This window comes from Kitasatospora sp. NPDC092948, from assembly GCF_044754805.1.
Classification (GTDB): Bacteria; Actinomycetota; Actinomycetes; order Streptomycetales; family Streptomycetaceae; genus Kitasatospora.
This window is the reverse complement of record NZ_JBIVPU010000018.1, coordinates 121,998-134,210: the sequence shown is the minus strand read 5'-3', so window position 1 is coordinate 134,210 and position 12,213 is coordinate 121,998. Positions and strand designations below refer to the sequence as shown.

General features: G+C 70.7%; 11 protein-coding genes. 4 read left to right on the top strand and 7 right to left on the bottom strand.

Annotation, left to right across the window (positions count from 1 at the left end):
- The 7 genes from ACIQF6_RS33080 to ACIQF6_RS33050 all read right to left on the bottom strand — a co-directional run.
- The coding region (locus ACIQF6_RS33080; RefSeq protein ID WP_400901746.1) for a type I polyketide synthase at positions 1-3,656 on the bottom strand (3,656 nt) is incomplete at its 3' end.
- Between the two features lie 57 nt (positions 3,657-3,713).
- Positions 3,714-4,481, bottom strand: coding sequence for a thioesterase II family protein (locus ACIQF6_RS33075; protein WP_400901744.1), 768 nt, complete (start codon positions 4,479-4,481; stop codon positions 3,714-3,716).
- Entirely contained in the window at positions 4,478-5,566 is a 1,089-nt protein-coding gene (locus tag ACIQF6_RS33070) for an alpha/beta hydrolase (RefSeq protein WP_400901742.1), read from the bottom strand. Before ACIQF6_RS33070 ends, ACIQF6_RS33075 begins: the two co-directional genes overlap by 4 nt.
- 29 nt (positions 5,567-5,595) lie before the next feature.
- Positions 5,596-6,342 carry a 2-oxo acid dehydrogenase subunit E2 gene (locus tag ACIQF6_RS33065; protein ID WP_400901740.1) on the bottom strand — a complete coding sequence of 249 codons (747 nt, stop codon included), beginning with the start codon at positions 6,340-6,342 and terminating at the stop codon, positions 5,596-5,598.
- Positions 6,343-6,374: 32 nt separating this feature from the next.
- Positions 6,375-6,608, bottom strand: coding sequence for a phosphopantetheine-binding protein (locus tag ACIQF6_RS33060; RefSeq protein ID WP_400901738.1), 234 nt, complete (start codon positions 6,606-6,608; stop codon positions 6,375-6,377).
- The gene (locus ACIQF6_RS33055; protein WP_400901736.1) at positions 6,605-7,684 is read right to left on the bottom strand and encodes a 3-oxoacyl-ACP synthase III family protein; all 1,080 of its coding nucleotides are present in this window, start codon (positions 7,682-7,684) and stop codon (positions 6,605-6,607) included. The genes ACIQF6_RS33060 and ACIQF6_RS33055 overlap by 4 nt, the downstream gene beginning before the upstream one ends.
- Before the next feature lie 108 nt (positions 7,685-7,792).
- Positions 7,793-8,494 carry a 4'-phosphopantetheinyl transferase gene (locus ACIQF6_RS33050; protein ID WP_400901734.1) on the bottom strand — a complete coding sequence of 234 codons (702 nt, stop codon included), beginning with the start codon at positions 8,492-8,494 and terminating at the stop codon, positions 7,793-7,795.
- A gap of 380 nt (positions 8,495-8,874) precedes the next feature.
- Here ACIQF6_RS33050 and ssuE point away from each other — a divergent pair, with 380 nt between their 5' ends.
- From ssuE to ACIQF6_RS33030, 4 genes are all read left to right on the top strand, one after another.
- Positions 8,875-9,489, top strand: a complete 615-nt coding sequence (gene ssuE, locus ACIQF6_RS33045; RefSeq protein WP_400901732.1) for an NADPH-dependent FMN reductase — start codon at positions 8,875-8,877, stop codon at positions 9,487-9,489.
- A gap of 140 nt (positions 9,490-9,629) precedes the next feature.
- Positions 9,630-10,217: a winged helix-turn-helix domain-containing protein gene (locus ACIQF6_RS33040; RefSeq protein ID WP_400901730.1), complete on the top strand. Its 588-nt coding sequence runs from the start codon at positions 9,630-9,632 to the stop codon at positions 10,215-10,217.
- A 223-nt stretch (positions 10,218-10,440) separates the two neighbouring features.
- Positions 10,441-11,841 (top strand): uracil-xanthine permease family protein, encoded by a 1,401-nt coding sequence (locus tag ACIQF6_RS33035; RefSeq protein WP_400901728.1) that lies wholly within the window; start codon positions 10,441-10,443, stop codon positions 11,839-11,841.
- A gap of 5 nt (positions 11,842-11,846) precedes the next feature.
- Positions 11,847-12,203, top strand: a complete 357-nt coding sequence (locus ACIQF6_RS33030; protein WP_400901726.1) for a hypothetical protein — start codon at positions 11,847-11,849, stop codon at positions 12,201-12,203.
- Positions 12,204-12,213 lie beyond the last annotated feature (10 nt).

Below are 12,213 nucleotides of genomic sequence, written 5' to 3'. Positions count from 1 at the left end.
TCCAACGCCACCAACGACGACGAACACGCCGTATCCACCGTCAACGCCCGCCCCCGCAACCCCAACACATACGCAATCCGCCCCGACGCCACACTGAGCGCGGAGCCTGTGAGCAGGTAGCCGCCCACCGACGCGTCGTCGGCCTCGTGCAGGCGCGGCGTGTAGTCCGACGGGCTGGCGCCGATGAAGACGCCGGTGTCGGTGTCCTTCAGCGCGTGCGGATCGATCCCCGCCCGCTCCAGCGCCTCCCAGGACACCTGCAACAGCAACCGCTGCTGCGGATCCATCGCAGCGGCCTCGCGCGGGGAGATGCCGAAGAAGCCCGCATCGAACTCTGCGACGTCATGGAGGAATCCGCCGCGCCGAGTGGCGGACGCACCGGCGAACAGCGCCTCCAAGTCCCAGCCGCGGTCGGTCGGAAAGTCACCGGTCGCATCCGCCCCACTCGCCACCAGCTCCCACAACTCCTCGGGCGAGGACACCCCACCCGGGAACCGACACCCCATCCCCACGATCACCACCGGATCGTCCGAACCACCGGCCGACACCGCCGCGGCGGACGGGCGCGCCGCTACGGGCGCGCGCAGGAACCCGGACAGCGCAGTCGCGGTCGGGTGGCCGAAGAGGACGCCGGCCGGCAGCTCACGGCCGAGCGCCGCGCCGAGACGGTCCCGGAACTCGACCAGTCCGAGCGAGTCGAGGCCCAGATCCTTGAATGTGGTGTCCGGGTCCACACGCGCCGGATCGGTGAAGCCGAGCGTGGCAGCGAGCTCCGCAAGCACCAGGCGGTCGATCACGCCGCCATCCGGGGCGGCCGGCAGCATACGGGCCGCGAGCTCGGCCGGCGGCTCGGCGGCCGGGGCGGACACCGGTGCTGCGGTGGGGGCGGACTCCGACTGTCCGCCGCTGTTGTCGAGCCAGTACCGCTCTCGCTGGAACGCGTAGCCGGGCAGCTCGACCCACCGCCCGTCGGGGTTCGGAAGGGCCTGCCGCCAGTCCAGCTCCACCCCGCTGGTGAACAACCGGGCGAGCGCACCGTCGAGATCACCGTCCTTGCCCAGCACTGGAATGTGCGCCGTCGAGCCGGTGATCTCCCGGCCCAGGCCGCTCAGCACGGTGCCGGGTCCCGCTTCGACGAACGCGCCGACACCCAGCTCGCGCAAGCACCGCAGGGCATCGGCGAACCGCACGGGGCGTCGGGCGTGCTCCACCCAATGCTCCACCCAGTCGTGACCGGCCGCCGCCTCGCCCGCCATCAGCTCTCCGGTCACCGTGGAGACGAACGGCAAGCTCACGTCATTGAACGTCAACTGCCGTAGTTCCTCGCGGAATTCGTCGAGCATCGGCTCCATCAGGGGCGAGTGGAAGGCATGGCTGACGGCAAGCGGCCGGGTACGCACGTTGCGCGCATCGCACTGCTCGGCCAGCTCTACCAGCAGTTCCTTCGGCCCGGCGACCACCACCGACGACGGGCCGTTCACCGCCGCGATGGCCACCGAATCGCCCAACGAAGCGATCATCGCCGTGACGTCGGCTTCACTTGCGCCGATGCCCAGCATGCCACCGCCGCTGGGGAGCGCCCCCATCAACCGGCCCCGGGCAGCGATCAGGCGGGCGGCGGAGGGGAGGTCGAGCACGCCGGCCAGATGTGCGGCGGCCACCTCACCGATCGAATGTCCGGCGACGAAGGCCGGTGTGACGCCGAGCGAGGCCAGGTAGCGCGCGGTGGCTACCTCGACGGCGAACAGCGCAGGCTGCGTGTACTCGGTGCGGTCCAGCAGAGCGGCCTGCGGACTGCCGGGATCAGCGAACAGCAACCCCTCGACGGGTTCGGGCAGCCAGGGGTCGAGCACCTCGGCCGCCTGTGCGAGGGCCGCCCGCCACACCTGCGACTGCGCACCGGCCAGCCGCGCCATCCCACCCCGCTGACTGCCCTGCCCCGGGAAGAGCAGCGCGACCGTTCCCTCCCCGTGCGCACTCCCGCTCAGCACCCCTGCTGCCGGGCGCCCGTGGGCCAAGGCATCCAGCGCGGACCTCAGACCGGCGGCATCCGCGACCCCGGTGACGGCGGCCCGCTCGCGGAACGCGGTGCGCCGGGTGGCGAGGGCGTACGCCAGACCCGTCGGCAGCAGGCGGTCCTGCCCCTCGCCCGCACCCCCCTCCGCGTCGGCCGTGCCCTCGTCCACGCGGAGCCCGGCGCCGCCGTCCAACGCATCCCGCAGGCGCGCGGCCTGGGCGCGCAGCGCCGGCACGGTGCGGCCGCTCAGCAGGATCGGACCCAGCGATGCGTCGGTCGCACTCGCGGACTCCACGGCGCGGGGTGCCTCGCCCAACACCACATGGCAGTTGGTGCCACCCATGCCGAACGAGCTGACGCCCGCCAGCAGCGGTCGCTCCGGTCGGGGCCAGGCGCCGAGCCGGGTGCGGACCCGTAGACGCCACCCCACCAGGTCGATCTCGGGATTGGGGTCATCGTGGTTGAGCGTCGCGGGCAGCTCGCGGCGGGCCACCCCGAGCACCGCCTTCAGCAGCCCGGCAATGCCCGCCGCGCCCTCCAGGTGCCCGAGGTTGGTCTTCACCGAACCGACATCCAGGACCTCCGGTGCGGTCTCCCCATCCACCGGGCCCGCGCCCTCCGCCCTCGCCAGCCACAGCCCGCGTGCCTCCAGCGGGTCTCCCACCGGTGTGCCCGTCCCGTGCAACTCCACGTACTGGAGGTCGCCCGGCGTCACCCCGGCGGCCGCGCACGCCTTCCGGATCACTGCCGCCTGTGCTCGCTCGCTCGGCACGGTCAGACCCGTGCCGCCTCCATCGTTGTTGACCGCGCTTCCGAGGATCACCGCATGCACCCGGTCGCCGTCGGCGAGCGCGGCAGCCAGCGGTTTGAGCAGCACGAGCCCGGCGCCCTCGGCACGCACATAGCCGTTGGCCCGCCGGTCGAAGGTGTAGCACCGGCCGTCCGGGGAGAGACCGCCGAACTGGGCGACGGCGACACTGCCGAGCGGGTCCACGATCAGATTGACGCCGCCGGCCAGGGCGAGTGCGGCCTCACCGCGCCGCAGACTCTCGCAGGCCAGATGAACGGCGACCAGGGACGAGGACTGCGCCGTGTCGACCGCGATGCTCGGGCCACGCAGGCCGAGCGTGTGGGAGACCCGGTTGGCGATGATTCCCCGGGTGGTGCCGGTGAGGGTGTGGCGGCCCGGGCCGGCGGCGCGTGAGAGAGCGGCGTACTCGTCCGCAATGGACCCGATGAACACCCCGGTGGCGCCCCCGCGCAGCGCAGCAGGCAGCAGCCCCGCGTCCTCGATCGCCTCCCAGCTGAGCTCCAGGACCAGACGCTGCTGGGGGTCCATCGCGGCCGCCTCACGCGGCGAGATGCCGAAGAACTCGGGGTCGAACCCGTCGATCGCCGGCAGATAGCCGCCGAAGCGCAGTCCCGGGTGTGCCTGGGCCGCCGCGCCGTCAGAGTCTCCGGTCCGGCCGACCGGGCGCTCGGTCACCGCACTGCGCCCCTCGCTGAGCAGCTTCCAGAGTCCGTGCGGGTCCGGTGCCCCGGGTAGTCGGCAGGCGAGACCGATCACCGCGATGGGCTCGGCCGCCCCCGGTCCCTGCACCACTGTGTCCGCCGCCGTCGAGTTGCTGCTCACTGCCATCACATCTCTCTTTCGGGCCAGGGGTGTTCGGTGCCGTCGAAGCCTGCGGAACCCTCGTCAGCCGCGCTGCGGGACAATCACCGAGCGCAGGCTGTCCACTACGTCCGGCAGTCGGGGGGTCAGGTAGAAGTGGTCGCCGGGAAACACCCGGCAGCTGAACGCACCGGCAGCATGGTTCTGCCAAAGCCGTGCCTGGGCGACCGTGACCAACGGGTCGCGGTCACCGACCAGGACAGCGATCGGACAGCCGACACGCGCGCCCGGATCGACCCGGTAGCCGCCGAGCGCGCGATAGTCCGCCCGTAGCGCAGGCAGGACCAGGGCACGCAGATCCTCGTCCTGCAAGACCTGCCGAGTGGTGCCCCCCAGCCTCACCACCTCCTCGACCAGGGCGTGGTCGCTGTGCAGCAGCGCCGGATCCACCCTGGTCTGCGCCGGTGCCCGGCCACCTGAGACGACCAGCGCCTCCGGGGCAGGTCCGTCGCCCCGCTCGCCGATCAGCGTGGCCTCGAAGGCGACCAGCGCGCCCATGCTGTGCCCGAAGTAGACGATCGAGGCGTCTATCTGGCTTTTGGTCAACTCCCGGACCGCTTGCCGGGCCAGCTCCCGCAGGTCCGGTACCGCCGGTTCGGCACGCCGTTCCAGACGGCCCGGGTACTGCACCGCGAGCACCCGCACGGCCGGGGCGAGCGCCTTGGCCAGCGGGGCGAAGTAGCCGGCCGCGCCGCCCGCGTGCGGGAAGACCACCAGGGTCGGCGCTCCCGGATTGGCAGGAGCGTATTGCCGCAGCCAGTCTCCGACCGTCACAGCCGCGGGCGCGGTCATGCGCGCGCCGCCGATCCGGCCGATCCCCGCGGTCGGGCACCTGCCGACCGGATTCCGGCCAACGCCGCACTCAGCCCCGCGACCACGTGCGGGGCGGCATCCGGACGCATCTGCTGGACGGCGAGCAAGCTCCACAGCGCGGTTTCCCGAAGGTGGCCGGGCGCGCCGTGCACGTCGTCGTGTTCCAGCAGCCGCAGGTCCGCCACGCCGCTTCGCAGCCGCTCGGCGTCGCCCGGCGGGATGATCTCGTCGCGCCGCGCGACCACGGTGGCCAGCGGTATCCGCAGCTTGGCGGGCGCATCCTCGTCGAGCGCCCATTCACGCAGCCGGCCATGGATCTCGGGGACAGGGACGCCCGCCAAGTGGGCCAGGGTGTCCCGGGTGATCCGGGGCATCCGCCGCTGCCAGTCGGTATCGGTGAAGAAGTCCCGCACCGGCATGCCATTGCCGACGATCCCGCGGATCCGCTCGTCACCCAGTGCCGCACTGATCGCCAGGTGGCCGCTGAAGCTGAGTGCCAGCAGATAGCTCTGCTCCACCAGCGCGCGGTCCACGAACGCGTCCAGAATCGCCGAGAAGAGCCGGCTGCCGTCATGGCCGTAGCGCATCGGGTTCTCACCGACGCCGGGCAACTCGGCGACCACACCAGCCATCCCGAGGGACGCGATGTGGGGAAGGTGGGGCCCCCACTGCTCCTTGGTGCTGACGATGCCTCCGGTCATCACCAGCAGCGGCCGCGGTCGGTCGGCGGACAGGCCGATCGCCCAGACCCGGACCGCCGTGCCGTCGACATCCACGACCTCCGCGGTGATCTCCGGCTGCTCGGCTCGCCGCCAGCGCTCGAAGGCGTCGACGGCGTACCGCAGGGCCCGCTCCCGACCCGGACCGTCGACGAACGGGAACCGGCCGAGAGTGTACGACTGACAGGCTCCCAGCAGATCGCCGGCCGCCTCGCGCGCCTGTCCGGCCAGGATCCACTCATGTGCCCAACTGCCCGGGCCGTCACCGGAGTCAGTGGTGATCCGCACCAGGACGCCTTCGTACTCCTCGCTCGGCAACTGCTGCGATATCGCGTGCGCCACCACGAACTGCTTGAGCTCCGCCAGGTCATTGCTCATTGCACGGCCTCCAGCGCTTCCTTGATCTCGGTCAACACGCCGGCGGCCTCCGCACCGTCGATCACCCGGTGGTCGAAGGTGAGCGACAGCCGCATCACCGGCGCCACCACGACCTTGCTGTCCCTGACAACCGGCCGGTCCACGATCCGTCCGACGCCCAGGGTCACTGTGGTGCCGCCGACCGAGTGAAAGCCGTCGACAGCGGAGTTGCCGAGCGAGGTGACGGCGAAGGTGCCGGTGACGGCCGGGCGCAGCTCCAGCCGTCCGGCCGCCGCGCGGAACCGTTCCAGGGCCTCACGCCAGGGCAACCGGCGCAGCGCCCGGATCGGGGCGAACTCCGGTGATTCGTTCGGGTCTTCGGCGGTCACTCGGTCCAAGTGGGCCTGGACGTCGGCGAGCGTGGCTCGCTGCAGGTCGGGAATCACGGTGGCCAGCACCACGCGTCGGCCGTCCAGTTCGCGGTCGAGAGTGACCTTCGCGCTCACCGTGTCGAAGTTGGCGACTTCGGGGTCGAGTCGCCCTTGGATGGCACTGTTGGCCTCGGGATGCCTGGCCAGCACCCCGGCGGCCGCGAACACCACATGGGCGACCACCGAGCGTCGGCTGCCGGCCTCGCGGGCCTGCTGCCGAACGGCCGTCAGCGCGGTGGCGTCGACCTCGGTGTCGAGGTGCACAGGGGCGAAGTCGCGGATCTGGTCGAGGAAGAAGAGCGTGTGGCGGCGTTGCGAGGGGAACGGCGTCACACGGGTCCCGCCTCGGGTGGACTCGCTCTGACTCACTGGTTCACCAATTCATAGACGGTCTCCAGGTTTCGGACGTCCAGGAGGTCAGGAAGCGACAGCTGTCGCGCCACCCGGCGTTCCAACAGCACGAGGAGCGACAGGAGCTGGACGGAGTCCCAGCCAGGCAGCTGATCGAAGTCCAGCGCGAGCTCGCTCTCCGTCACCTCGATCCCGATCTCGTCGCTGACCAGGGCGGCGAACTCCGCCCGGGTGATCACGGTGGTCATATCAGCTCTCCTCCATCGCGCTTGTCCCGCTCGGAACGTTCGTCTCCGCCCGGACCGGTGCCGCGCTCCAGGGCGAGGCCCGCCCGAATCCACTTGCTGGACTCGACGGCCACCGCCACCGCCCGGGATGGTGCGGCCATGTCCGCGAGAAGCTGCTCCAGTTGGAAGAAGAGCAACGCGTTTCCGGTGTTGCCGGTGTCTGCGACCCGACTGACCTCGACGGCGTCCGCGAAGTCCAGCCGCTCGGTGATCCGGCGGGTCATGGTGACCGAGAGCTGGGGCGGCAACAGGTAGTCGACCTCCTCGCGCTCCCAGCCGAGTTCGTCCAACAAGTCCTCGACAGCCTGCTCGGCCAGAAGCGGCACCCACTCCTCGATCGCCTTGTAGTCCTCATGGGCCGGTGCCACCTGTGCGGTGCTCCGGTCCGCCTGGCCGTACCAGTTGAGGACCTGCCCAGGCGTCCGGTCCAGACCGGACAGCCGAGTCACCACGGCCCGCAGTGCCGGCGCCTCGGGGCGGTCGAGAGTGCTCAGCACGGCGGCACCGGCGCCGTCGCCGAAGAGCACGTAGTTCACCAACTCCCCCGGCGGCAACGCCCCGAGGTCTGCGGTCACGTCGTAGTGCTTGGCTATCACGTCGCCGCCGATCACCAGCGCCGTACGGTAGCGTCCGGTGCGCAGCAGCGCGGCTGCCACATCGAAGGTCTGAACCGCTCCCGAACAACCGGACTGAAGCTGGAAGGTGGGGATGTCGTCGATCCGCAGCCGGTCGGCAATGACGTTCACGGTGGCGGGCATCAGCTGATCCGGCGTCGCGGTCCCGAGCACCATGACGTCCACGTCCTGCGCGGACAGCCCGGCCCGATCGAGCGCCGCACGGGCTGCCGTCTCTCCGAGGTCGGCCAGCGACTGGCGCGGCTGCCCGGATTCCAAGTCGATCGCCAGATGGCGGGTGCGGGTGCCGATGAAGGCATCCACCCACTGTTCCCAGATCCCGTCCATCCCGAAGCGCCGGGCCAGTGCCCCGGTATCGATGGCCGGGCCGGGCAGTGCCGTCCCCGCGGACAGTATTCGCACCACAGACTCACCCACAGGTTTTCCCCCTTGTCGCGGCTTGAACGGTCGGCCGCTCACTGCCGGCGCCGATCCTGCGAGGGGACGGTAGGAGCGCCGACTAAACCAGCTCTAAGCCGTCGCGGACGAGGATGCTCGGCGCATGGGAGGAAGCACGTGGTGAGAGACAGGAAGCGCCACTGCGGTGACCATCAATCCGCTTCCGGTGTGCCACCGCCCGGTCAGGTCGGGGCTGCCGAACTCTTCGGTGGGAACCAGCAGTCGGGCCCGGAAGCTGCCGGCCGGGTCGATATCCACGTCGGCCTGGTCGAAATCCAGGAACCGCCCGGTGCGGGGGTACCACGCTTTGTAGACGCTCTCCTTCATACTGAACAGCAGTCGGTCCCAGGGCACTTCGGGTACCAAGCTGCGCAGTCGGGCCAGCCGCCGAAGCTCCTCGGGTAGAGCGATGGCCGCCAAGACGCCATCGGGCAGCGGTCGCAAGGACTCGGCATCGATGCCGATGGCACGGTGTGTGTCGGCGCACGCCGCCGCTGCGGCCCGGAAGCCGACACAGTGGGTCATGCTGCCCACCACGCCCGGCGGCCAGCGCGGCGCACCGCGCCGACCAGGAGGGATCCCGCACGGCGAGGCCCCCAGTCGTTCAAGCGCCCGGCGGGCGCACCAGCGCACCGAGGCGAACTCCCTCCGACGCGCCTCGACCGCATGACGCACCGCCGCCGCTTCCTCGGACGCGAGCTCCTCCTCGGCTCCTGGCGGGTCGCCGTAGTACTCCACACCGACCACCCCCGGCGGAAGGATCCGCTCGATCACCGGAACCCCCGCACGGCCGCACCTTCTCTCATGCCGGCATCATCGGGTGGCCCGCTAAAGCCACTCTGAGGCGGTCCACCGTTGCGGTCGGTCCGTCGTTGACGAAGCGGGGAATGTCCTCCATGCTCCTCGGGTGAGCGGATCTCAGGGCCTCACGGCGCGTCTGTACATCGATATGGACGGCACCCGATTGTTCTCCGCCGGATCAGCCGCCGCCCCGGGCTGAGGTCGTTCCACCGTCGTCCGTTCCCGGAATCCGTTCGAAGTGGCGCCGCCTCGCCGCACGATCAATCATCGCGGCCGACCGCTCCGGGCATCGCGATGCGCACTCTCCACCGCACGCAAGCGCCTGCGGCCAGTTCCCGAGCCTGGAGCAGCAGATGCCATCCGTCCTCGCCATATCCGGTAGTCCGTCCGTCGAATCCCGCACCGCCCTGGCCGCCGGGCACCTGGTGGACCTGCTCTCAACGACAGGCATCCAGGCACAGCAGCTCACCGTACGCGAACTGCCGGCGGCAGATCTGCTCGCGGGGCGGACGGACAGCCCAGCCATCCGTGCCGCCATGGACGCGCTTGCCGCAGCGGACGGGGTCGTCGTCGCGACACCCGTCTTCAAGGCGTCCTACAGTGGCCTGCTCAAGTCCTTCCTCGACCTGCTGCCGCAGACGGGTCTGGCCGGCAAAGCCGTACTGCCAGTGGCCACCGGTGGAAGCCTCAGCCATCTACTGGCGATCGACTACGCCCTCCGCCCCGTGCTGTCGGCCATGGGCGCACGACACGTCGTCGCTGGTTGCTTTCTCATCGACAAGGACATCACGCAGCTGGCCGACGGGACGGTCCGGATACAGCCCGAAGCCGAACTCCGGCTCCTGGATGCACTCGATGGATTCGTCAACGCACTCACCATCACGACCGACCTGGGCCGGCCCGGCCCAGCCGGGCAAACCTCGATTGCACGAAGCCGGTCCCGCGTCAACTTGCGAGAGCCCACCTGAAGAAGCGTCAGGCCCCGGACGGTCGGGTCGGACGCGACCGGGCCGAACGGGGCGGGCTCGGCCCGCAGCACCGCTACTGAACTTGATTGAGTGATGTCGGAGTCGTTCGCCCGACAGCGGTCGGCGGGCTCCAGTAGTCCTTGATTCGTGAGATACCGCAGGGCGACGGGCTCGCCGACGCCGAGAGGGTCGCGCGGGAGCGGATCCGGCTGCAGGCCGTGGAACGCCTCGAGGACGGGGAGAAGAACAGGGAGGTCACTGCCGCGCTGCGAGTGTCGGAGCGGTCGGTGGAGCGGCGGCGCCGGGCCTGGCGCGAGCGCGGAGAGGCTGGCGTCCAGCCGAAGGGATCGCCGGGCCGCCCGAGGCTCGGCGAGGCCCAGATCGCCAGGCTGGAACGGGAGTTGGAACGCGGACCGCTCGCCCACGGCTGGGCGGACCAGCGGTGGATGCTCGCGCGGATCGAGACGCTGATCGGTCGGCTGTTCCACGTCTGCTGCACGGTCGAGGGCACGTGGCAGCTGCTCAAGCGGCACGGCTGGTCGTCGCAGCGGCCCGCCCGCCGGGCGATCGAGCGCGACGACGCGGTGGTCGAGGTGTGGAAGAAGGAGACCTGGCCGCGGGTAGGAGCACCGCGGCGGCGTGCGGCGGCTGGCTCGTCTTCGAGTTGCGCCGCGAGGCGCTGTGGTTCGTGTGGAGGTTGGAGACCTTCACCGCCTGACCTGTCGTAGCAGGTTCGGTCGACACGGTCGTGTGCATCGTCGATGCCGACCCCCGCTCTTCACTGCGCCTTCGGCGACGGTGGGTAACCGGGGATGGTGGGTTCTGCGATACCGCCGGGCGGGTGATCCCCCGAGGTCGGGGCGGTGGGAGCGATAGGAGATTATGTCGCGACCGGTTGCATGGTCGCCCACCAGGGTTTCGCACGGTAGAGCACAGAGACGAGGCAAGGACATGAAGGTCGCGTTCGGGTGGAAGCTGCACGGGGACGGCCGCGCCCCGCAGCCCGGGGCGGTGGTGAAGCCGGACGAGCGGCTGTCGTGGGGGCGCACGATCGGGCTGGGGGCGCAGCACGTCGTGGCGATGTTCGGCGCCACCTTCGTCGCGCCGGTGCTGATGGGGCTGGACCCGAATCTCGCGGTGATGGTCTCCGGTGTGGCGACGATCTTCTTCCTGCTGGTGACGAGCGGCCGGATCCCGTCGTACCTGGGTTCCAGCCTGTCGTTCGTGGGTGTGGCGGCCGTGATCAAGGCGCAGGGCGGGGACGCGGCGACGCTGACCGGTTCGCTGCTGGTGGTCGGTGCGGTGCTGGCGGCGTGCGGCGCGGTGGTGCAGGGCTTCGGCGCGAAGGTGATCCACGCGGTGCTGCCGCCGGTGGTGACCGGCGCGGTGGTCATGCTGATCGGCTTCAACCTGGCGCCGGTCGCGGCCGGCACCTACTGGCCGCAGGACCAGTGGGTGGCGCTGCTGACGATGTTCTTCACGGGGCTGGCCCTGGTGGTGCTGCGCGGGTTCTGGTCGCGGATCGCGATCTTCCTGGGTCTGGTCTTCGGCTACCTGGTGTCGTTCCTGTTCGACCGGGTCTTCGGCAAGATCCACTCGCCGCTGGGCGGCGCCGAGGCCGTCGACCACTGGCGCCTCGACTTCTCGGGTGTCGGCAAGGCCGACTGGATCGGCCTGCCCTCGCTGCACGCCCCGAGCTTCTCGCTGTCCGCGATCCTGGTGGCGCTGCCCGTGGTGGTCGCGCTGATCGCCGAGAACGCCGGTCACGTGAAGGCGGTCTCCGAGATGACCGGTGACAAGCTGGACGACAAGATGGGCACCGCGATCATGGCGGACGGCGCGGCGACCGTGCTGTCCACCGCGGTCGGCGGCCCGGCGACCACCACGTACGCGGAGAACATCGGCGTGATGGCGGCGACCCGGGTGTACTCGACGGCGGCGTACTGGTGCGCGGCCGGCTTCGCGATCCTGTTCGGCCTGTGCCCGAAGTTCGGCGCGGTGATCGCGGCCATCCCCGGCGGTGTGCTCGGCGGCATCACGGTGGTCCTGTACGGCATGATCGGCCTGCTCGGCGCGCAGATCTGGATCCACAACAAGGTCAACCTGACCAACCCGCTGAACCTGGTCCCGGTCGCGGCGGGCGTGATCGTCGGCATCGGCAACGTCACGCTGAAGATCACCGACAACTTCGAGCTCGGCGGCATCGCCCTGGGCACCCTGATCGTCCTGACCGGCTACCACGCCCTGCGCGCCATGGCGCCGGAGCACCTCAAGCACCCGAGCCCGGCCAACGGCCCGCTGCTGGACGAGGGCACCAGCACGTACGACGACAGCGACCGCTCGGAGAGCTGAACGAGATGACGCCGCGCCCGTTGAACCCCGCCGAACGCGCGGTGCTGGAGCACCTGCTGTCGGCGGAGTTCGACGGCGCGGCCGAGCTGCGCGCCCAGCTGGACCGCACCGAGGTGGTGGGTGCCTGGGCCCCGGACTCGGTCAGCGTGGACCTGCGGGTGAACGAGCCGGGCCGGCACACCGGGCCCTTCCGGCTCGCCCCGGTCGGCGCGGCCGTCCACGACGAGGACGGCGCGTACATCGGCGAGTTCCTGCTGTGGACGGACGACGACGGCCGGACGCTGTCGGCCCTCGAGTACGCCTGGGTGACCGACGACATGCCGACCGTCCTGCCGCCGGTCGAACACATCCGACTGGTGTGACCACCCTGCC

Excerpts from the sequence above, each read along its gene's own strand:
- ACIQF6_RS33075 (WP_400901744.1), bottom strand. The coding sequence starts at position 4,481 with ATGACCGCGCCCGCGGCTGTGACGGTCGGAGACTGGCTGCGGCAATAC.
- ACIQF6_RS33060 (WP_400901738.1), bottom strand. The coding sequence starts at position 6,608 with ATGACCACCGTGATCACCCGGGCGGAGTTCGCCGCCCTGGTCAGCGAC.
- ssuE (WP_400901732.1), top strand. The coding sequence starts at position 8,875 with ATGCCATCCGTCCTCGCCATATCCGGTAGTCCGTCCGTCGAATCCCGC.
- ACIQF6_RS33035 (WP_400901728.1), top strand. The coding sequence starts at position 10,441 with ATGAAGGTCGCGTTCGGGTGGAAGCTGCACGGGGACGGCCGCGCCCCG.
- ACIQF6_RS33030 (WP_400901726.1), top strand. The coding sequence starts at position 11,847 with ATGACGCCGCGCCCGTTGAACCCCGCCGAACGCGCGGTGCTGGAGCAC.